This window comes from Streptomyces sp. MUM 2J, from assembly GCF_022414535.1.
Taxonomy (GTDB): domain Bacteria; phylum Actinomycetota; class Actinomycetes; order Streptomycetales; family Streptomycetaceae; genus Streptomyces.
In genome coordinates, this window is the sequence record NZ_JADWYM010000058.1 from 1 (window position 1) to 22264 (window position 22264).

At 70.4% G+C, this 22264-nt stretch carries 10 protein-coding genes and 4 pseudogenes; 9 read left to right on the forward strand and 5 right to left on the reverse strand.

From position 1 onward, the window contains the following. Window positions 1–106 precede the first annotated feature (106 nt). From I3F54_RS29585 to I3F54_RS29595, 3 genes and pseudogenes are all read left to right on the forward strand, one after another. Window positions 107–1426, forward strand: coding sequence for an ISL3 family transposase (locus I3F54_RS29585; protein ID WP_240122004.1), 1320 nt, complete (start codon window positions 107–109; stop codon window positions 1424–1426). Between the two features lie 225 nt (window positions 1427–1651). Further along, a pseudogene (locus tag I3F54_RS29590) lies at window positions 1652–2056 on the forward strand (transposase family protein); the annotation flags it as partial. Between the two features lie 83 nt (window positions 2057–2139). Next, window positions 2140–2853: a GNAT family N-acetyltransferase gene (locus tag I3F54_RS29595; protein ID WP_240122005.1), complete on the forward strand. Its 714-nt coding sequence runs from the start codon at window positions 2140–2142 to the stop codon at window positions 2851–2853. Window positions 2854–2888: 35 nt separating this feature from the next. On the opposite strand, the gene I3F54_RS29600 is transcribed toward I3F54_RS29595, so the two are convergent. Together I3F54_RS29600 and I3F54_RS29605 are read right to left on the reverse strand one after the other, a co-directional pair. Further along, on the reverse strand, window positions 2889–4247 hold the full coding sequence (locus I3F54_RS29600; protein WP_240122006.1) for an IS701 family transposase: 1359 nt from the start codon (window positions 4245–4247) through the stop codon (window positions 2889–2891). A 383-nt stretch (window positions 4248–4630) separates the two neighbouring features. Beyond that, window positions 4631–4815: pseudogene (locus I3F54_RS29605) on the reverse strand (ISAzo13 family transposase); the annotation flags it as partial. Window positions 4816–4862: 47 nt separating this feature from the next. On the opposite strand from I3F54_RS29605, the pseudogene I3F54_RS29610 reads away from it, so the two are divergent. After that, window positions 4863–5278, forward strand: a pseudogene (locus tag I3F54_RS29610) (transposase); the annotation flags it as partial. A 402-nt stretch (window positions 5279–5680) separates the two neighbouring features. Here I3F54_RS29610 and I3F54_RS29615 read toward each other — a convergent pair. From I3F54_RS29615 to I3F54_RS29625, 3 genes and pseudogenes are all read right to left on the reverse strand, one after another. Then, window positions 5681–6535 (reverse strand): hypothetical protein, encoded by an 855-nt coding sequence (locus I3F54_RS29615; RefSeq protein ID WP_240122007.1) that lies wholly within the window; start codon window positions 6533–6535, stop codon window positions 5681–5683. Window positions 6536–7110: 575 nt separating this feature from the next. After that, complete coding sequence (locus I3F54_RS29620) at window positions 7111–7410, reverse strand: DUF805 domain-containing protein (RefSeq protein ID WP_240122008.1); 300 nt, start codon at window positions 7408–7410, stop codon at window positions 7111–7113. Between the two features lie 322 nt (window positions 7411–7732). Continuing rightward, a pseudogene (locus tag I3F54_RS29625) lies at window positions 7733–8302 on the reverse strand (transposase); the annotation flags it as partial. A 172-nt stretch (window positions 8303–8474) separates the two neighbouring features. On the opposite strand from I3F54_RS29625, the gene eccCa reads away from it, so the two are divergent. The 5 genes from eccCa to I3F54_RS29650 all read left to right on the forward strand — a co-directional run bounded on the left by eccCa (window position 8475) and on the right by I3F54_RS29650 (window position 22118). Next, window positions 8475–12473, forward strand: coding sequence for a type VII secretion protein EccCa (eccCa, locus tag I3F54_RS29630; RefSeq protein WP_240122009.1), 3999 nt, complete (start codon window positions 8475–8477; stop codon window positions 12471–12473). A 94-nt stretch (window positions 12474–12567) separates the two neighbouring features. Then, a complete protein-coding gene (eccD, locus tag I3F54_RS29635; RefSeq protein WP_240122010.1) occupies window positions 12568–13962 on the forward strand; it encodes a type VII secretion integral membrane protein EccD in 1395 nt (464 codons plus the stop codon). 11 nt (window positions 13963–13973) lie between these two features. Continuing rightward, window positions 13974–15473, forward strand: a complete 1500-nt coding sequence (gene eccB / locus I3F54_RS29640; protein ID WP_240122011.1) for a type VII secretion protein EccB — start codon at window positions 13974–13976, stop codon at window positions 15471–15473. Between the two features lie 4 nt (window positions 15474–15477). Beyond that, the gene (locus I3F54_RS29645) at window positions 15478–18711 is read left to right on the forward strand and encodes a hypothetical protein (protein WP_240122012.1); all 3234 of its coding nucleotides are present in this window, start codon (window positions 15478–15480) and stop codon (window positions 18709–18711) included. Next, complete coding sequence (locus I3F54_RS29650; protein WP_240122013.1) at window positions 18708–22118, forward strand: right-handed parallel beta-helix repeat-containing protein; 3411 nt, start codon at window positions 18708–18710, stop codon at window positions 22116–22118. Before I3F54_RS29645 ends, I3F54_RS29650 begins: the two co-directional genes overlap by 4 nt. The last annotated feature ends 146 nt before the right edge of the window (window positions 22119–22264 follow it).

Consider the following 22264-nt stretch of genomic DNA (forward strand, 5'->3'; position numbering starts at 1 on the left):
GGAGTCCCGTTCCTGCTGTTCAGGCGGGGGTTGTGGACGAATCAAGATCCCTAACGCAGCGGCGTTGCTGTTCTCTAGGCAGAACGATCATGTGGGAGCCACGGGCGTGGTCAACGATACGACGTTGCTGCTCGACCTCGACGGGGTGTCCGTCTTGCGGGTCGAGCGGCTTGAGGACGGCACCCGCCGGGTGCATCTGGCCACGGCGGAGGAAGCGGCTCGCGCCTGCCCGGAGTGCGGGGCCTTCGCCTGGAAAGTGAAGGGCACGGCCCGGACCCGCCCTCGGGATCTCCCCTACGGGGAGCGCGGGCTGGTGCTGTTGTGGCACAAGCGCCGCTGGTGGTGCCGCGAGCCGAAGTGCCCGAGGAAGTCGTTCACCGAGAGCGTCGCCCAGATACCGGCCGGGGCGCGGATCACCGCCCGCCTGCGCCAGGCGGCCGGGCGCCGGGTGCGCGATGGCGGCTCCACGGTCATCCAGGCCGCCCGCGACCTGCATCTGTCCTGGCCGACGGTGATGGGCGCCTTCCGTACATCGGCGCGCGAGGTCACGGGCGTCCCGCTGCCAGAGGTCAAGGTGCTGGGCGTCGACGAGACCCGGCGGGGCAAGACGAAGTGGGAGCAGGACCCCGAGTCCGGCAAGTGGCGCCTGACCCGGGACCGGTGGCACACCGGGTTCGTCGACGCGCTGGGCCACGGCGGGCTGCTCGGCCAGGTCGAGGGCCGCACCGTCGCCGACGTCCTGGCCTGGCTGTCCACCACACCGCTGACCTGGCGCAAGAACATCACCCACGTCGCCATCGACATGTCGTCCACCTACCGCGCCGCGATCCGCACCGGCCTGCCCGACGCCATCGTCGTGGTCGACCACTTCCACGTCGTCCAGCTCGCCAACAAAATGCTCTCCACACTCCGGCGCCGCACCACCGCCGAGACCCGAGGACGGCGCGGACGCGCCAGTGACCCGGAGTGGAAAGCCAGACGACGTCTCCTGCTGGGCCGCGAGGACCTCACCGATGAGCAGTTCGCGACCATGTGGAACCCGCTGCTGGACGAGGGGCAGATCGGGCAGACGCTGCTGACCGCGTGGATCGCGAAGGAGAGCCTGCGCAATCTCCTCGCCCTGGCCGGCACCGGCGCCGACCGGCACCAAGTCGGCCATGCCCGATGGAAGTTCCTCACCTGGTGCGCGGACTCGGACATCCCCGAGGTCGTCCGGCTGGCCGTGACCGTGGACCGGTGGTGGACGGAGATCGCCGCGTTCCTCGACACCGGCCACAGCAACGCCAAGAGCGAGGGCATCAACCGCGTGATCAAGCTCGTCGCCCACAACGCCTTCGGCTTCCGCAACGCAGAGGACCAACGCCTACGCACACGCTGCGTCACCACTCGCCGAGCCCGCGGACACCTCCGCACCGTTCAACTTTGAAGACCCGCTTTCCCGCGAGTCCCTTGACTGCCATCGTGATGACGTCCTGGTCTTCAGCCGATGACCGGGCTTTGGAGCGTCCCAGCTTGGCTTGGAACACGAGTGCTACCCCGCCTCCGCCGAGCAGTCCCCACAACACCGCTTCAATCATGCGCCGTACTCAACCAGAAGCGGCGAGATTCAACCACGGGTCTACTGTACGGGCCCGTGAGAGATGATCTCGACGTGGCTGGTGTGACCACGGCGTCGGAGCCGTCCTGGACAGCCCCGTTCTCCGGGCTGAGCCCCCGTGCCTTCGGGAAGCTGGTGACGGTGCTGCGTCGCGAGGGTGCGGACGCGGTCCGCAGGGGCCAGCCGTGGAGTCTTCCGTTGGAGGACCGGGCTCTGCTGGTCGCTGCGTACTGGCGCACGAATCTGACCATGCGGCAGCTCGCCCCGTTGTTCGGGGTGTCGAAGTCGGCGGCGAACCGGACCACCGACCACCTCGGGCTGATGCTCGCGCTCCAGCCCCGCAAGCGGTTCGCGAAGGACACCGTGCTTATCGTGGACGGCACTCTGGTCCCCACCCGCGATCACACCGTCGCCGAGCGGTCGAAGAACTACCGGTACTCCACCAACCACCAGGTCGTTAGGGTCAGCGTTTGTCGACGGTTTCCGGAGGCAGTTAGTGATCAACGAGCTCGGAGATGTCGAGGCGAAATGATGGCACTGCCGTGTCCACAAAGCGGGATGTCGGCGGACAGGTCAACGTGTCCCGCCGGGTGCAGCCGAACGTGCACAGGCCCAAGACGACGCTCAGAGAGATCTCGGTTGTCCCGCATATCGAGCGTCCACGATCGACCAACCGCGCCCCGTGGCACGACAGCACGTTCGCCCATGAGATGGTTTCGGTCATGACAGTTGGCGCGCCGGACAGCGAGGTTGCACTCGAGACGAGTCGCCTGCTGCTGCGGCCTTGGCGGGTAGCCGAGGCTGTCGTCCAGCGCGAACTGTGGACCGAACGTGATCCACGGGTGCCGCCGCACCGCCGAATCGACACGGACGGACACCCCACAGTCGCGGAGCTCGAGGATTCGATCCGCACCAACAAGGTGTGGTCGACCGGGTTGCTGGCCGTCGAACGGAAAACCTCTCGTGACGTCATCGGCTACTGCGGCCTGGTCGACAGCGGGCGAGGATCCGTAGGGGAACCGGAACTGGCATTCGAGCTGCTACGCCGAGTTTGGCGTCAGGGATACGCGACCGAGGCCTCGTTGGCGGTTCTGGAATGGGCGCGATCGTCTGGGTACGAACGTCTATGGGCCACGGTCTGGGACTGGAACACCGCTTCTCGCCGGGTGCTGGCCAAGGTCGGATTCACCGAGACCGATCGGAAGGAAGTGGACGCGGTGCACGGGACCACCTTGTTCACCACGAGACGGCTCTGACACGGCAGCTGTAAGTCTTGATCCACGGGCTTCGGTCACGTGGCTGCCGCGGCGGTGATGTTGTTCCACCGGCGGTGGGCCTCGGTGGCCTGGTGCTGGTGATGGCGGCGCCAGGCGGACCAGTGCAGGATGTGGTCCCGGTCGCGTCGGGGTTGCGGAAGTGCGGTGATCCGCAGGATGGCCAGGAGTTCGCGGCCGCTGGCCGGGGCGAGTTCCAGGCCGTGTCCGGCTCCGTCGGCGGTGCGGGTTCGGGCGTAGGTGACGGCGAGGATGGCGGCGGCGAACAGGCTGATCAGGCTCCAGCGCATCCAGGAGGTCCAGCCGGTCACCTGGCCCTGGTCGAGTCCGGCCAGGCCCTTCGCTCCTTGGAAATCCTCCTCGATCTTCCAGCGGGTGCAGATGATGTTCACGAGGGTCGTGAGGCTGACGGGGGCGGCCGAGTGGCAGCGGTAGAAGGACAGTTCGCGGGTGTAGCGGTGGCGGCGTACGACGAGGAAGGCGTGTCCGGCGGTGGCTGCGTCCTGGCCCGCAGGTGTGTCGTCGGGCAGGACGTCGATCAGCGCCCAGTCGTAGTGCCGGTCGCCCTTGGTGCCGTTGCCCGTGCGCAGGCGCATCCAGGCCCTGGCCGGAATCTTCGCGGCCAGCTGTGTGGCCGCGAAGCGGCCGACGGCGGTGGTGGCGCGGTGGTCGGCCTTGACGGCCAGGGCGTAGTCGAAGCCCAGGGTGCGGGCGGTGCGGCGCAACTCCAGGCCGCCGTAGACCTCGTCGCCGGTGAACCAGCGGGCGGCAAGGCCCAGTTCACGGGCACGGTGCAGCATCGCGGCGGCCAGCTGCGGTTTGGTGGCGAACGTGATCTCGTCGGGCACGTGCCGCAGCAGCCGGCGTTCCTCGTCTTCGGCCCAGGCCGCCGGCAGGTACAGCTGACGGTCGATGAGTGCGTGACCGTGCACGGAGGCGTAGGTGAGATGGACGGCGACCTGGCACAGACCCACCCCGCCCAGCGCACCGGAGTACTGGTGGGATGCACCCACGCAGTCGGTGGAGGACTTCTCATCGCCCGTCTCGTCGACGACCAACACGGCCTCGTCGTCGGCGAGTTCGCCTGCCGTCCAGGCGGCGAGATGATCGCGGGCCAGGTCATGGTTCCAGGCGCCGCGCGAGAGAAAGTGCTGCAGCCGGTACGGCCCGTCACGGCCCAGAGCCTGTGCGAGCGTCCAGCAGTTGCGCCGCTCCAACTCCATCAGCATCCCCTGTGTCATCGCTCTGCCCAGCATCCGCGAGTCCCGGCGCGGGAAGCAGACGGCCACCGCCGCCATCAGCGACCCGAACGCCGCTGTCCAGGCCCGCTCGGCTATCGTGGCCTCCACGGCCACCTGGTCCTTGATCGTCGTCACAAACTTTCATGATCACGGTGGCCGTTCCCGTGCCCGCACCCACCCCCCTGACCTGCACGGATACCTCAACGATCAAGACTTACAGCTGCCGTGTCTGACACACCCGGAGTCTGGCTGCGGCGGCAGGATGTGCGCGGGCGTACCGGACCCGCCCTCCCGCAATCGAACACCTCGGTGACGCTCCGCGACCACTCCCCAAGATCTGTGCCAGAATCCACTACTGCTCGATAAAGCCAGGGGGCCGAACGCCGAGCCACTGCTCAGCATTCGGGGACGCTGCACAGCTGGGTGTCGCGGGCCAAGCACAATGGCTCGCCGTCGGAGGACACGCCCGTCCAGGCGTCGGCAGGGGCAGGCTCGGGCGGCCGGTTGCGGGAGGGTGCGATCCCCCGGCGCACGGTGGTCTCGCTCGCCGCTGCCGCTCGGGCGGTAGCGCGTACCCCGCCGTGTCCGAGCAAACCTTCGCTTCGGCCGCCACGGCCAAGCGACGCTACCGTTCGTCCAAATGAGGCAGCAACACCGCAAAAAGGCAGTTGAGTTGGGACAGCATCACCTCCGTGATCGCCATACCGGGCCAACGAGTCGCTGATCGCGAAGCAACAGGTTGATTATTGACGGCTTCACTACGCAAGGAATCTCCTGAGTCAGGTCCCGAAGTCGGCCCAGCCCTGGGTGCCGACCCAGCTGCGGCCCACGTTCTGGACACTCTGGAGGCGGAGTTCCCCAAAGCGGCCGCCCACCTGGATGCCACCCAGCTCGATCTGCTGGCATTCACCGGCTTCCCGCGTGAGCGCTGGCGCCAGATCTGGTCGAACAACCCGCGGGAACGGCTGAACAAGGAGATCCGCCGCCGCACCGACGTCGTCGGAGTCTTCCCCGACCGCACCGCCGTCGTCCGCTTGGTCGGCGCGCTTCTCGCCGAGCAGAACGACGAGTGGACCGAGGCCCGCCGCTACATGGGCCTCGACCTCCTCGCCAAAGCCCGACTCCACCCGATCGAGTCGCAAACCGACGACACGGCCCTGACCACCGAACCCACCGCACAGTCTCAACACGAGATCACCGAGTGGCCGTCGATACACCACTCCAGCGGACGTGACCAGGAAGCGGCCGCGAACTCTCACGGGCATGGTCAGGTTGAGCGGGAGTCCTCGGCGATGTCGTGATCATCTGTCCGGTCGGATCGCTGGAGGGGCCGCTCGTGGGCACGGTGTCGTACCAGGGGTTCCGTTTCCAGCCGAAGGTCGTCTCCCACAGCGCGTGGCTGCACTACCGGTTCAGCCTGAGCCTGCGTGATGTCGAGGAGTCGATGCTCGAGCGCGGTATCGAGGTCAGCTGCGAGCTGATCCACCAGCGGACGCGCCGGTTCGGCCCCCGCCTACGCCAATGCGCTGCGCCGGCGGCTCAGAACAGGCCCTCGTTCGTGCTCGAGGTCAGGAGGCAGAGGCCTTCAGGCAGGCGGCCCACTGCTCGGTGACCGCGATGATGACAGGCTCGGTGCCGACCGCCCGCAGCACCCGCAGCACCTCGCCGACCCACTCAGCGGCCATCGCCTGGTCGTGGGCGTCGGCAGACCTGTTCGGCGGTTTGGCCAGATGCTTCCAGCAGAAGTGCGCGTTCCGCGCGAGCCTCAGAGTCTCCCCTCGCGGTGCCTGCTGCTGATGACGCCGCTCAGCGGCTTGCAGGTGCAGGTCCATGCTGCTGCGCCAGTCGCCCATGCGCAGGGCCAGGTATGCCCGCACGCTGCGCACATTGACGGTGTAGGGGTGAGCAGGGCCGAAGCCGTCTTCCAACACTTCTTCCAGGTCTCGGGCCAGCATGTCGGCCGCAGCCAACTGACCCGCGCTCTCCGCCTCTTTCAACTGCGCCAACATCTGCTGGAATTCGGAGGGAAGCGGTGTCAGCCAGTCGGTTGTCCGGCCGGCGGGCGCGACCGCCACCGGTTCTCCTGTTGCTGGAGGGGGGACCAGCGGATCGGATGCTGAAGACGGTGTCTGTGCCTGCTGCATCGACGGGGCTGGGTGCGGCGCGTCAAGCAGGGTGACGGCTCCGTCGTAGCCCACGATCAGCGGCCAAACGGTGCCGTCCGGTTCCTTTGCGTTGGCCCGGACCGGGTGGCCCCTGCGGGCGGCTCGTTGCCTGATGTCGGCGAGAGCAGCTTCGCGCGCATTCTGGCCGGGGAGCTTGTCGATCTGCTGGCCGTCGATGGTCACCTCCTCGTCTGTGCTGATCACGATGGTGTAGAGGGGGTTCAGGGGAACCGCTTTCAGGTTCGTTATGGCAGGCATCAAGCTTTCCCAGGTTGCTCTCCGGCGAGCCGGTCGGGATCGGTCCACGCACCGGCGCCGTGTCTTTGGATGCTTCGAGGGCCTGGTCGTAGGAGCCGCGCACGGCCTCGGTGACCGCCAGGTGCCCGAGGCCCAGCGAGTGACGCCGGCCGGAAGGGACACATGTCCGCGGGATGCACGTTGCCGACTCCAGGGCCCCGGTGAGCGCCGCGGCGCACCCTCACGTGCCCGAACAAGATGGCCAGCCAACGTTCGTGACCCGTCTCGCGCCACGGACGCACCGTTCCTTCCCGCCCCACCAGGCGTGGAGCGCACCCGCCACGTATCTGCTGTTCCTCGCATGGCGCCCGCAGGTCGAGCTGGTCCTGCAGGAGCTGGCGGATCAGGGCACGTCCGGCGTGGTCGAGGTGTTCTTCCAGTTCGGCGTGGTCCACTCAGCTGCGGGCCGTCCTGACAGAGCGTCCGTCAGTGGGCTTCTCGAAGCCGAGTGTGGGGCAGGGGGTTCCGTCCCTTTGCCGGAGAGAACGCGAAGAGGCCGCCTGGTGATGAACCGGACGTCCTTCGGAGCGCAGTGATCAAGCGGCGTACGCCGCAACCGCGCCCGACTCCTTGAGGTTCGGACCGTACTGGTTCCGGCCCGGTTTACTGTTCGAAACCGTGAAGACCAGCAGGGTGATGGGGCCGACGAAGAGGGTGATCGCGAACAGGACCCACCAACCGGAGCGGCCCGTGTCGTGCAGTCGCCGGACGCTGACTGCCAGGCTGGGAATCAGCGTCACGAGTTGAGAGAAGGGCGCGAGAGCCCGAACGACCGGTACGTTGGCCCCGGCGCCGACGCCGTACAGCACAACGTCGGTGATCGCGGTGAAGAACACAAAGTTCCAGTACTCCTTGCGACGTGCGCACCCTCTGAACACCGCATGCTGCCTCGATGAACCAGCTCATGGTTGTCTCCCTCTAGGGATCGACATGGGGTGCTCCAGAACGGATCAGAACAGGCGCAGAACGTACGGGCCCCGACAGGAGATCGTCAAGTCTCGTCGAATGACGGCGAGTTGACGCTACATCTGCCCGCCGCCCGAATCGTTGTCGGCCGTGTGTTCAGCTTCGATCCGCCAGGTGAGGGCCGGGATCCGGGCAGGGGAACGGGAAGAGGTGCCTGCCGGCCTGGGATGACGGGAGTTCTCCGCGCTTCCATCAGGCCCAACCGGCAAGGCACCTCTGAGGACTCCTGGCCAAAAGAGAAGTCTTCAGGCTGCGCCAGCAGATGATCCTGCAGCCGAGGCCGAGGAAGGCTTCGTGGAGGTCGTCGCGGATCTCCCAGCGGATGCGCAGGCGGCGGAACCAGCGCAGGAGCGCGAAGGCGGCTTCGACGACCCAGCGGTGGACACCCAGGCCGGAGCCGTGCCCGGTCCCACGGCGGGCGACGACCGGGCGGATGCCCGGCCTCACGCACGGCGCGGTGGGTGGATGTCGTAGTCGTAGCCGCGGTCGGCGTACAGCACGTCGGGGCGTCGGCGGGGCCGTCCTCGCTTGCCCCGGACCGGGGGCACGGCGTGGACCAGGGGCATCAGCTGGGTGACGTCGTGGCGGTTGCCGCCGGTCAGCGGGGCGGCGAGCGCAATCCCGTTGGCTTCAGCGATCACTTGGTGCTTGCTTCCCGTCCTGCCCCCGCTCCACCGGGGACGGCCCGGTCTTCGCGCCGCACGTCATCGCCCGCAGGTGCGAGCCGTCGACGGCGGCCCGGGAGAAGTCCAGCAGACCGGCCAAGGGATGAGGGTCAGGAGTTGAGCATCGCTCATCTCTTGTGATTATCATCGGGCCGTGTGGAGGATCGCCCTCCTCGCACTGCTGCTTCCCTGCGCCTTCTCCGTGCCGTCGCGGTTGACGTCCGCGCCTGCACGCGCCTGTCATGTTCACCTCTGAAAGGGTCCACGCATTGAGCACCGTGGTGGCCAAGCGCTCACCGCGCGCCGACGCTCCGCAACTACCCACAGACCAGGTGGAGTTGGCGGAGCCACCGGTCCTGGGGGAGCCGGCGAGTGCCGACTTCGGGTCGGCGTTGATGTACCTGCCGATGGGACTGGGCACCGGCGCCATGCTGCTGATGTTCTCCGTGCACAGTGCCGGGCCTGCCACTTACCTGATGTCGGGCATGATGGGCATCGCCATGGTCAGCATGACGCTCACCCAGATCGGCAGGGCGGGCGCCGAGCGCCGCCGCAGGATGCGTGCAGAGCGTCGTGACTACTTGCGCTACCTCGCGCAGAAGCGCCGGCACGTTCGTCAGGCCGCCGCCCAGCAGCGCTCGGCCCTGCTGTGGGACAACCCCGATCCGGGACAGCTGTGGGCACTGGCGATGGGCACCCGGCTGTGGGAACGCCGCCCCGCCCATGAGGACTTCGCACGTATACGGATCGGACAGGGCATCCGGCGTGCAGCGCTGGAGCTCCTGCCGCCGCAGACCAAGCCGGTGGAGGATCTGGAGCCGCTGACGGCCATTTCGTTGCGGCGGTTCACCAAGGCGCACCAGACAGTACCGCGGCTGCCAATCCCGGTTGCGTTGCGCCGTTTCACCAGCGTGGAGCTGGCAGGTGAGCCGGAGCCCGCCCTCGCTCTGCTCCGCGCGATGATCGGGCAGCTCGTCGTGTTCCACTCTCCTGACGAGTTGCTGATCGCCGTGCTGGGAGGTGCGTCGGCGCGGGTCGAATGGGACTGGCTCAAGTGGTTTCCGCACAATGCTCATCCGCACGAGGCGGACGACGCGGGCCCCGTTCGGCTGGCGGCCGAACACCACGACGCACTGATGGACCTGCTCGGCACGGACGTCCGCGACCGCCCCGACCACGACCCGGACGCCTCACCGAGTGTGGCCGAGCCGTTCGTGGTGATCGTGGCGCAAGGTGTGCGACTGCCGGAGACCTCACGACTGCTGCACGGTGGCCTGCGGAATGTCGTTCTGCTGGACGCGACCGGCGCGATGACCGGCGGGGCGAAGGTGTTGCGGCTCACGACGCGCGGCACGAGCGTCGCCTTCCCGTCCGGCGACGGCACCGTCACCGCCGTGGCCGACGCGCTCAGCCGTACGCAGGCCGACGCTCTGGCCCGCACGCTGGCACCCTTGCGTACCAGCGGCAGTGTCGACTTGGTCGACCGACCGCTGGACTCGGACTTCGACCTCATCTCTTTGCTGACCATCCGCGACCCGCGCACCTTCGACGTGGCCGCGAAGTGGCGCCCCAGGCAGGCCCAGCCGGCGCGCCTGCAGGTGCCACTGGGTGTCACGGAGGAGGGCGAGGTCGTCGAGCTGGACATCAAGGAGTCGGCGCAGGGCGGCATGGGCCCGCACGGCCTGCTCATCGGTGCCACTGGTTCCGGCAAGAGCGAGCTGCTGCGCACGCTCGTGATGGGCCTGGCCACCACGCACTCGTCCGAGGTGCTCAACATGGTGCTGGTCGACTTCAAGGGCGGCGCGACGTTCCTGGGGATGGACCGGCTGCCGCATACCTCGGCGGTCATCACCAACCTTGCCGACGAGATCCATCTCGTGGACCGGATGCGCGACTCGATCAACGGCGAGTTGGTCCGCCGTCAGGAGTTACTGCGCGAGTCCGGCTACTCCTCGCTGTTCGACTACGAGAAGGCGCGGAGCGCCGGGGCGAACCTCACCCCGCTGCCGTCACTGCTTATCGTCGTCGACGAGTTCTCCGAGCTGCTCGCAAACAAACCCGAGTTCGTCGACCTGTTCGTGTCCATCGGCCGCCTCGGCCGCAGCCTCGGCGTGCATCTGCTGCTGGCTTCCCAGCGCCTGGACGAAAGCCGAATCCACAAGGTCGAGGGCCACCTTTCCTACCGGATCGCCCTGCGCACGTTCTCGTCCATGGAATCACGCAGCGTCATCGGCGTCTCCAGCGCCTACGAACTGCCGTCCGCACCGGGCAACGGCTACCTGAAGGTGGACACCACCAACCTGGTCCGGTTCAAGGCCGCCTACGTGTCTGGCCCAGCGCCGGAGCCGGTGATCGAAGCGGAGCAGACCGCCCAACTGGCGGCCGCGCAAGAGATCACCGTATTCGGCCTGGAGCAGCAGGGCACGCTGCTGTCCGAACGCGTGAACGAGCAGCCTGCCGAGGCGACCGGGCCACAGCCGCTGCTGCACACCGCCGAGCGGGAGAGGCCCTCCGGGGCGTCCGCGAGTGCCGAACAGAAAAGCACGGAGAGCCTGCTGGAGGTGTTGATCGGCCGGCTGGAGGACAGCGGTCCGTCGGCTCGCCAGGTGTGGCTGCCCCCGCTGACCGAGTCCCCTAGCCTCGACCAGATGCTGCCGGGCATCATCCCGGACCCGCTGCGCGGCATGAGCGCGGCCGACCACCCGTCACTCGGCTCGCTCCGTGTTCCGCTGGGCATCGTCGACCGGCCCTTCGACCAGTCCCGCGAACTGCTGGCCGCCGACCTCTCCGGCGCCGACGGCCACATCGGCCTGGTCGGCGCACCGCAAACCGGCAAGTCGACCATGCTGCGCACCCTGATGCTGTCCCTTTCGCTGACCCACACCCCGGAGGAAGTGCAGTTCTACTGCCTCGACTTCGGCGGCGGCGGCCTGGTCTCCACGGCCGGTCTGCCCCACGTCGGCTCAGTCGCCACCCGGCTGGAACGCGACCGCGTCCTGCGCACGGTCGCGGAGCTGACGCAGCTGCTGGACAGGCGTGAAGGGGAGTTCACCTCACGCGGTCTGGAGTCGATGGCCGCCTACCGCAGCCTCAGGGCCGCCGGCGGGATCGACGACCCCTACGGTGACGTGTTCCTGGTGGTCGACGGCTGGGGCACCCTGCGCCAGGACTACGAGGACCTGGAACCGCGCGTCATCGACATGGCCGCGCGCGGGCTGTCGTTGGGCCTGCACGTGATCGGCTCTGCCGTACGCTGGTCGGAGATCCGCCCCCGCCTGCGCGACCTGCTGGGCACCAAGTTCGAACTGCGCCTCGGCGACTCCATGGAATCCGAGGTCGGCTCCCGCATCGCCGCAGCAGTACCGCACCAGCCCGGCCGCGGCCTGACCACGGGCAGCCACCACTTCCTGGCAGCCTTGCCCCGGCTGGACAGCTCCAGCGCCACCGCCGACCTGACGGCCGCCACCAAGGCGGCGGTGGCGGAGATCGACACCTTCTGGACCGGCCGCCCCGCACCGGGCGTCCGCCTGCTGCCGACCCGCCTGCCAGCAGACCAGTTGCCGGCGGCAGAGGGCGACCGGATCTGCCTGGGCTGGGACGAACAGCGACTCGAACCGGCCTGGCACGACTTCTCGACCGCTCCGCACCTCATGGTGTTCGGTGACGGGCAGACCGGCAAGACCAACGCGCTCCGCCTGGTGATCCGTTCCATCACATCGCGTTACACCCCCGAGCAGGCCCGCATCATGGTCGCCGACCCCGGTCGGGGACTGCTCAACTCGGTACCCGAGGAGTACCGGGTCGGATACGTCGTCGAGAGCGACGCCCTTGCCCAACTGGCCAACAGCGCCGCGATCTCGGTGGGCAAACGGGTGCCGGGACCGGAGATCAGCCCCGAGCAGCTCGCCCGCCGCGACTGGTGGGAAGGTCCGCTGCTGTTCGTCCTCATCGACGACTACGACCTCTTCTCCGGCACCCCGGGCACGCCCTCGCCCATGGCGCCGCTGGTGCCCCTGCTCGCGCAGGGCCTGCACATCGGCATGCACCTGGTCGTCGCCCGCAGCACCTCGGGCGCCATCCGCGCCATGATGGACCCGGTGCTGCGCCGGCTGTGGGAACTCGGGAACCCAGCCCTGCTTCTCTCCTACCCGAAGGAAGAGGGCAAGTTCCTCGGCGAAGCCAAACCGCGCACCCTTCCCCCTGGCCGGGCCCAGCTAGTCACCCGCCGTTCGGTGAAGCTCGTACAGACCGGACTGGTGGCCACGTGATCCGCGCACCGGGACCGCGCCGGTCCCTCCGCACGCCGTACGGCCGTTCACCACGCCTGCCTGTCCCGTACCCCCACACCTCAGGAGCTGCTCGATGACCCCAGCGCACGCGGTCACCGCACCGGGCTCGGAGGTCTGCCGTGTCACGGTGGTGGGCCCCGCTGGCCGGGCCGACCTGGCGATCCCGCTCAGCACGCCGGTCTGCGCGCTGCTGCCCGTACTGGTGCGCCACGTGACGAAGGACGCGGCCGACCGGGGTACGCCCTGGGTGCTGCAACGGCTCGGCGAAGATCCACTCGACGCCGACGGCACCGCTGCATCCCTGGACCTGCATCACGGCGACGTACTCCATCTGCGGCCCGCCGACGAGCCGTTGCCCGCGCTGCACTTCGACGACGTCTCCGACGGGGTCGCACAGGTGGTGGCTGCACTGCCGGGCAGCTGGCGTCCGGAGCTGACCCGGCAGCTCGCGCTGGCCATGGCAGTGCTGGCGTTGCCCGCGCTGGCCGCCGCCCTGCTCGGACTGGGCCCGGGCGTGCCGACCGCGGCCGGTGCCGGGTTGATCGCCGTACTGCTGGCCGCCGGGTGCGTGACCGCCGCCCGGCTCAGCGCCGACCGGGGCAGCGTGCTGGTGGCGGGTCTCGGCTCCATCGCCTTCAGCGCACTGGCCGGACTGTCGTTCCGCCAGGGACCCGACGGCGGCTACGCGCCGGGGGCTCCCGGCGTACTGGTGGCGGCAGCCTGCGTCGGGCTGATGGCAGTCGCTCTGCTGGCGCTGCGCCCTCTGCCACTGGTCGTCCCCGGGACCGCGGCTCTGACGGCGGTCGCCGCTGCCGCGGGAACCGGGCTGATGCGGGTCGTCCCCTGGCACGGCGGCCAGGCGGTGTCCGTGGTGGCGGTCGGGATGTTCGTGCTGGGTCACTTCGGGCCCAGGCTGGCGCTCCGGATGGCCCGGCTGCGTGTCCCCCGGCTGCCGCACAATGCCGAGGAACTGCAGGAGGACATCGAGCCGGAGCCGCAGGAGCGGGTGGAGGGCAGGGTCAGGGCCGCCAGTGCCTACCTCGACACCCTTTACCTCTCCTCCGCGCTGGTCTACGCAGGGGGCTTCTGGTACATGACGCGCGAAGCCGGCTGGATCGGATGGCTGCTGCCGCTGGTGTTCGCCGGTGCGGTGCTGCTGCGCTCGCGCTGCGCGGAACGCTCCGCGCAGCGCGTGCCGATGGTGGCCTCCGGAGCGATCGGGCTGATCACGGTGTTGCTGACCCGGTTCGCCCCGGTGGGCACCGGAGCCCGGTTCGCCGTGGTGGCCGTGCTGCTCGCGGCGGTCGCCGCGCTGTTGGTGGCTGCGTGGCGGCTGCCGGGCGGGCGCCTGCTCCCGGTGTGGGGCCACAGCGGCGACCTGCTGGACACGATCACCGCCATCGTGCTGCTCCCCCTGCTGCTCCAGGCCCTGCACGCGTACTCCTACTTCCGCCTTCTGGCGAGCTGAGGGGCAGGAGCGTGCAGACACGACGCGATCACATGCAGGCGTACCAGTTCGCCATGGGCAGACTCGCCACCGCCCTCGTCAGCGGCGACCCCGGCCGCGGCGACAGCCCCACCAGACGTGCCGCACTCGGCACCTTCTTCGGCGCAGGCATCGTCATCCTGCTCTGCGCGGGATTCCTCATCTACGGGAAGCTGTCACCGGTGACCACGGCGGCGTGGCGGGAGCCCGGCTCCATCATCGTGGAGAAGGAGACCGGAAACCGCTACCTCTACCTGGACGGCAGGCTGCGTCCTGTGCGCAACTACGCATCCGCCCTGCTCCTGACCGGCAAGGGCACGGTGCGTACCGTGGCGGCGAAGGCGCTGACCGGCGTACCGCACGGCGCACCGGTCGGCATCGACGGCGCTCCAGAGTCCCTTCCCTCAGCGGCGGCCCTGCTGTCGCAGAACTGGACCGTCTGCCTACGGCCGGATCTTCCGTCCGGTCAGGTCGTCGACTTCGCGCCGGGCGCGCGAGCCACCGCCTTCCCCTCGGGACGCCAGTTGCTGCTGAAATCCCCGGGCGGCAAGCGGTACGTGCTGTGGCAGGGAACCAAGTACCCGGTGCCCTCGGAGGCCACGCTCATCGCGCTCGGACTGGACGGCGGCCGGCCCATCCCCGCTCCCGCCGCCTGGCTGGCCGCCGTACCGACCGGGGTCGCCCTCGCTCCGGCGAAGATCGAGGGCACAGGCCAGGCCGCGGGACAGGTCGCCGGACAACCGGTCACCGTTGGCCAGTTGTTCACCACCTCCGCAGCGGGCTCCACACACTCCTACGTCATGACTGTCGGCGGCGTGGCCCCGGTGAGTGCCACGGAGGCCGCGCTGCTCGCGGCCCTCCGCGGCGCCGCGGCGCCGCGCAGGGTGTCGGTGACCGACATCGCCGCCGCCCGTGTCTCCGCCGACCATTCACTGAGCAACGCGCTGCCGGACGTCCTCGGCGCCCCGGTGGCCACTACCACCGGGCAGGCGGTCTGCCTGCGTCAGGCCTCCAAGGGGGCCGAGCTGGGCACCACGGTGGTGGTCGAGAGCGGCCCTGCAGCGCAGGGGAACCAGGAGGTGCTGGTGCCGCCGTCGCACGGCGTGTACGCGGTGGACCAGCAGCAACTGGCGACGCGGGCGTCGAACCCGCGGACCTACCTCGTCACCGACCAGGGCATCGCCTATCCGCTGGGCGATTCCTCCGCCACGCGGGACCTCGGCATCGGCGGTGCGAGGGCGACGCCTCTGCCGGAGAGTCTGCTCGCGGCGCTCCCGCACGGGCCGGTGCTGGACCGCGGGGTGGCGGCGCTGACGGTGAAGGCAACGCAAGAGGCGGGCCCGCGGGCCTCGTCCAGCGGGTCTCCGGCACCCGTCGGCGGTGCCGTCGCCGCGTGGGGCACGTCGGGCACCGGGCGGGCGAAGAGCGCCTTCCCGGCCCTGCCGGTGCCGACGTATCCGGCGCCTACCGGCCCTTCGGCGCAGGTGGGGTGACCGGATGCGCAGAGGACTGAGAGCCACCCGGGCGGGAGGGGCCTCGCTGCAGTGCCGCACCGCGGGCCACACCCTGCTCGTCCACCCCAAGGACGGCTCCGACCCGCAGGCCGCCGCTTTCGCCGCAGGGCTGGCGCACGACCCCCAGCACACCCTGGCCGTAGTGGATCTCCCGTTCGGGGCCCTGGAGGACTCGGCGGACGCGGTGGCACGCCTACTGGCGAGCCGGGGCAAGAGCTTGCGCCTGGTCTTCGGCCGCGCCACGCCGCACGAGTCGCGGCGCGCCGCCCAGCGGATCGCGGAACGGCTGGGCCGGCTGGTACTCGCGCCGGACGGCAGAGTCCGGCCGACCTTCGGCGGCGGCCTGTTCATCCCCACCGAGAACGGCGCGGGCTGGCTGCGTTTCCGGCCGGGCCGGCCGGCGGAGCGGGACTCACGGCGCTTCCCCAAGCCGCGCTGGGAGTTCTCCACCTTCGACCGTCCTTGGACGACCAGCGGCCGGGGCATCGCCGAACCGGTTGCCAGCGGAGTGTGGGTACGCAGCCCGCACTCCCGCGCCTCATCGGAGAGCAGCCAGAGGCTGGTGGACCGTCTGCCCAGCCACCCCGACATCCTGACCGTGGTGCTCGGCAGCCCCGGCGGACCTCCCGTGACGCTGTCCGACGTGACCCGCCTCTGGGACACCGTCCTGCCGTCCGCGCGCCCCTGGGTGCGCTTCCTGCACCTCGGACCGGTCGCGCTGCCCGAGGGCGCCGGGGCCCTGGGTCAAGAGCTCGCCGACACCCTCGGCCAGCAAGTGGTGCTGTATGCGGGGGTACCGGTCCAGGACCGCGTCGGCCTCGGCTCTCCCGACGTGGTCGCGCTGCGGCCGGACGGCACATTGGGCCACCGCCCCTTCGTAGGCGAGCTGATGTACTTCCCGCGCACCGGCGGCGTCCCTGCCCCGCCCGCCCTCTTCGGTCTGCGCCGGCCTCTGTCGGGGGCGCCGGAGATCTCCACCGGCGTCTACGAGTACGCCGCCGACGCCGTGCTGGAGGTCGTGCAGAGCGGGCTGTGGATGCGCCCGTCTGCCGAGCCCGCCGACGGCGACGCGGTGCGTCGCATACCCGCATCACCCGGCCATGCCTCCATCCTCTACGACCGCAGCACACCCGGCGCGGAGGAGCGCATGCGCTCGCTGGCCGAGGACATGCTGTGGAAGCTCGATCCGGACAGCCGCGAGGGCTTCCTGGTCGTGCCCGCCGACGAGCCGGGCACAGTGGCCGGTGCGACCGACGACGCCTACCTGTGGTCGGCGCAGGACCCTGCGGCCTCCGGCCCGCACGTGCTCGCGCCGGCCCTCGGCACCGGGCCCGGCTGCCGGGCCGATGTCGCGCCCTGGGCTCCGGCGTCAGCGCCCCTGCCGCAAGCGGGGCGGAAGCACACCCCGGTGCGGGCCGACGGTTCCGGGCGGTCGTCCGCGCTCGCCCACTTCAACCCTGACGTTCCCTCAGCAGCGGCTTCCGCCGACCGGGGCAACGCGGCCGGAGCGGACCCGGCCGCCGAGGCGCCCCATCCGCCCAGGACCGAGTCCGACGCTCCGTCAGCGGCACTGCCGCGCATCGCATTCGACGCCGGGGGCTCCGTGGCCGGGGATGTCGGCGCGCCCGGAGACACCGCCCGCGCCGCGCCGGTCACCGCGGTGACCGGCGGCCTTGCGGCGGCCCCCGAACGGCGTCCGGCCGCTTCGCACCACGGACCAAAGGCCCCGCACAACGGACCGGACGCCAATCCTGATCCGGCGCCCAGCGGCAGGCCACCGACGCCACCGGATCCGACCGTGCGGGGCCCGGTAGCGCCCGGCTCGGCTCGTCCCGCCATGCCCGGCCTCCCCATCGTGTCCCGGCCAGGGGCCGCGGGGGAGGCGCCGCAGGAGGCCCCGCGCTCCACGGAGGCACACGACCATGCCGAGGCGTCCGGCCCCGCCGAGCGGCAGACGGATGTTCTTGCGGGGCCGCCCGCATCCGACCCGCGTTCAAGCCCGGCTCCCGTGCCCGCGGGTGCCCCGGACGCGGGCACCGCGCCCGGGGCCCGCCCGGCAGGGGCGGCGCCGACTGCGGTGACGCCGCAGCCCGCGGACGTTCCGGGATCCGCCACGCCGGAACCGACAGGAGCATCGCGGACGCCCGCACCGCCTGCTCCAGGTTCCCAGGCTTCCGAGGCGTCCCCGCCCGTCGAGCCGGAACCGGCGGGCAGGCCCGCCCCGTCCCCGGTACGGGCGATCCGGCTGGAGTCCGACTCCCCGGCGCCGGTCGCACCTTCCGCCGCGTCCACCGGATCCGACGGCCTCGGTGCTCCCGACGCCGGCAGCACCGGGACGCCCCGGCGGGCCGGGGCGAGGGTCCAGCCGGTGCCGAAGGCGTCGGCCTGCGCGGTACCGCCGGAGCGCGGCACCGACAGGGAGCGCGAATGGATGCGTCGGACGTTCAGCGCGCAGTACCACGCGGTCGCGGGCACGGTTTCGAGAGTGATGTCGGAGTCCCCCGGGCTGCGTGGCGGCGGCCGTGGCGAGGCGTCCGAAGCCCTCACCGACCTGGCGGCCGTCCGGCTCTACCTGTCCGGTGACCATGCTCAGGTGAATGAAGCGGTACGGTCCGCGGTTGTCGGTCCGCACATCCCGCTGGCCCGCTGCGTGGCGGCCGGGCTGCGCAGGCTGCCGTCCTACCGTGGCGCGGCGCTGCTGCGGGCACGCGCCAGCGCGGTGGAACGCGAGTGGTACCGGCAGAGCCGGCTGGTGACCGAGTGGGCGTTCTGCAGCGCGTACAGCGTGCCGCACCCCGGTCCGGAGGATGCCACCGACTTTCTCATCTGGTCGATGACGGCCCGCCGCACCAACCTGATCGATCCCTCCGAGCCGTACCGGGTGGTGTTCCTTCCCGGTACCACGTTCAAGGTACTGCGTCCCTCGGACGGTGAGGGGCCGGTGATGATGCGGGAGTTGTCGCCCTCGGAAATCGCCTCCGACGGCAAGGTGGACGTCCAGCAGGTCCCACTGGACGAGATCGCCCTGGACGGTCTGGAACGCGCGGCGGGCGCGTTGCGTGCGAACGATTCGGCATCGGCCGGGGGCGATCAGGGCGTTGCCCGGCCGGAAGAGCGCTTCGGGACGCCCCCGGGCCTCATCAGTGGATTACGACGGAAGCATCCGCGCGACGGCAACGGCGACGTGAGTGCGCCTCACGAGGGAGCGAAGCAATGACCCGGCCCGTTCTAGTGGTGTCCCCGGAACGCCCCGGGGCCTACCGCGCCATCGCCGACGCCCTGGCGGACGCCACCGACGGCGCACTCATCACCGTCTCGCCCGGCCGCTACGACGAAACCCTCCGCATCAGCCGCCCCGTGACTCTGGCCGCCGAGGGCGAGGGCGGCACGGTGGAGATCGCGTCGTCCTCGGGCAGCACCGTGGTGCTCAACGCGGAAGCCGTTCAACTCACCGGCCTCCGCCTGTCCGGCACCGACCGGGAGGCCCCGGTACTCGACGTGCGCAGGGGCCAGGCCGCACTCGACGGCTGCTGGATCTCCGGCGACGCGTGGGCGGCCGTGCTGGCCTGGCAAGACGGTGTGGTCGCCCTGCGCGACTGCCGCATCACCAACACCCAGGGCGCCGGCATCGTGGTCACCTCCGCCGGCGGCAACGCCGTCGAGCGTTCACACATCCACGATGTCGGCTCGTCAGCGGTCGTGGTGGCCGAGCACGGCCGCCTGTCGCTGCGTGACTGTCAGCTGGAGCGGGCCTGCGGCAACGGCATATGCGTCAACGGTCGGGCCAGGGCCGTGGCGGAGTCCATCCGGATCACCGGCAGCGGCAAACCCGCACTGGCCGTGGAGCAGAACGCCCAGGCCGACCTGACCGGCATCGAGATCACCGGCAGCGCGGCGCTGGACGCGTACCTGACGAGCACGGCCGAAGTCGTCCTCGCCCGCTGCTCGTTCGCCGGCTCCGGTGGACAGGCGGTGTACGTCGGAGCCGGCAGCACACCGGTGCTGCGCGCGTGCGTGGTCTCCACCGCCCAGCGCGAAGGCGTCCACGTGGCACCCGGCGGGCGCCCCCGGCTGGAGGACTGCCACATCAGCGGCACCCCCACCGGCCTGCTGGTGGAGACCGACGGGCGCGCGGAATGCACCGGCCTGACCGTCGAGGGTGCCGGGACGGCGGCCGTGCACGCGCCGGGTGGTGACGTGCTTCTGGAGCGGCTGACGACCGGCGGCGGCAGCGGTACCGCGCTTCGGGCCGTCGGCCCGAACGCCCGACTGACCGTGCGGGAGGCCGACCTGGCCTGCGGCGGTACGGCCGGCGTCGAACTGGCGGAGGACGCCTCCGCGACGCTCTCGGCCGTGCGGTTGCGCTCCGGCGGCGGCACCGGCCTCGCACTCGCCTCGGGCTCTCGTGCCGAAGTGGACGGCTCGGCGTTCTCCGGATGCTCGGCAGTCGTCGCAACGGAGGCTGAACTTGTTCTCCGTGACTGCGAGTTCACCGGATCCGACAGTGACGGACTCCGTGCCACCGGAGGCGGCGCCGTCACCGCGGTCGGCTGCCGCATCACCGGCGCACGCGGTCACGGCGTCAACGTCCAGGCGTCCTCACGGGCCGAACTGACCAACTGCGCCGTCTTCGACAACGGCGGCGACGGTGTGCGCTGCAACACCGGCGAGCCGGTGCGGGTGCACGACTGCGAAATCCGCGACAACGGCGGCACCCCCGTGCACCAGCTCAAGTCCGGCCAGGTGTCGGTGGAGCGGGTGGACACCGGCGGCGACCCGGACGGCCGCACGGTCAGCGCCGCGGACGCCATGGACGGCGCCGGCGGACCGGACGGCGGACCGCACCCGTGGCGGGCCCGCCACACCGGAACGGGCCCGCTGGCGGAACTGGAGGCGCTGGTCGGACTGGAGAGCGTGAAACGCGAGGTCACCGGCCTGATCAACCTCAACAAGATGGCGCAGCGCCGTCAGGAGATGGGCCTGCCGATGCCTCCCGTGAGCCGGCACCTGGTCTTCGCGGGGCCACCCGGCACCGGCAAGACGACCGTGGCCCGCCTGTACGGCACGGTCCTGGCCGAGCTGGGCATCCTCAGCCAGGGCCACATCGTGGAGGTGGCCCGCGCCGACCTGGTGGCGCAGATCATCGGCGGCACAGCCATCAAGACCACGGAAGTCTTCAACAAGGCGCTCGGCGGTGTGCTGTTCATCGACGAGGCGTACACGCTGACCAACCAGTCGCGCGGCACAGGCCCCGACTTCGGCCAGGAGGCCGTCGAGACGCTGATGAAACTGATGGAGGACCACCGCGACGAGATCGTCGTGATCGTCGCTGGATACTCCGCCCAGATGGACCAGTTCCTTGCCTCCAACCCCGGCATGGCCTCCCGCTTCGCGCGCACCGTCGAGTTCCCCAACTACAGCGCCGAGGAACTGGTCACCATCGTCAGGGGCTTGTGTGCCAAGCACTACTACGAGCTGTCGGAATCCGCGGTGGAAGCGCTCAACCGCTACTTCCAGGACGTCCCGAAGAGCGACACCTTCGGCAACGGACGCGTCGCCCGCCAGGTCTTCGAGGAGATGATCAGCAAGCAGGCTTCCCGACTCGTCGCCGAACCACCCGGCGACGACAGCGAGTTGTCCCGCCTGACGGGTGCCGACGTGATCACCGTGCCGGTCGGCCAGAGCGGTGCCAAGGTCGGCACTGACGTTCCGGACCCACGCGCCGAGCGCGCCGCCCCCGTTCCGGAGACTGCACCCGGCGGTACCGTCCGCCCGTCCACAGGGCTGCGGAAGCTGGCGGCGATGACCGGCCTGGACGCCGCCCGCGCCGCGCTGCGCACCCGGGTGGAGGCGCTCGCCGCAGCACCGGCGCCGGCCAGCCGGCCGATCTCGGTGCAGGCCAACGTGGTGCTTGAGGGCCCGCCGGGCAGCGGACGGCGGGCACTGGCCCGGGTGTACGGACGGTGCCTGACGGAGGCGGGGCTGCTGACCGCGGGCACCGTCCACGAGATGCGACTGTCGGCCCTCCCGGTGCGCTGGCCGGAGCAGCCCGCCCACCGGCTGGCTGCGGCGCTGGAGGAGGCAGAGGGCGGAATACTCGTGCTCAGCATCGACGACCGCTTCGGCCGCCGCCCGCAGGCCGAGCGGGTGGCGGTGTTCAACGGGCTGGCCCGGCTGACCGGTACGCCGCGCAGTACGGTGATAGCGCTGTGCGGCGCATCCGCCGAGCTGCGCGAGCTGATACACGAACACGGCGAGATGGCAGCGGAGTTCGCCGAGTACGTCCGGCTGGATCCGTACACCGCGGTCCAGGCGGTCGAATTGGTCAGACGTCAGTTGTGGTGTTTGGGCTTCCAATTGGCCGATGACGCGGCCGACGTGCTGACCGCCTCCTTCCAGGCGTCGCCGCCGCGCGAAGGGGCCAGGGAGGCCCACCACCTGGCGGAACGAATCGCCGCGTCCGCTCGCACCCGTACCGTCTCCGCCTTCGATCTTCCCCAGCCCCGCGTGGCGTCACCGGACGCGGCGCCGGAGCCCGAACCAGCCGACCCGGCGCCTCCGACAACCGGCCCGGGGTCTGCGAAACCACCGCAGCAGCAGACGGAGTCCCTGGTGCGGGCATGAGAAGCGTCCGTCACCGCCGCGGAGCGCGGGCCTTCCGCGCGATCCGGCGGCCGGCGGGTGAACCACCAACCATCCGGCGCGGATGTGCACCCGACACGGGTGTGACATCGCTGTCAACGGCTCCGGCCGGCGCCGCAGAACGAGAG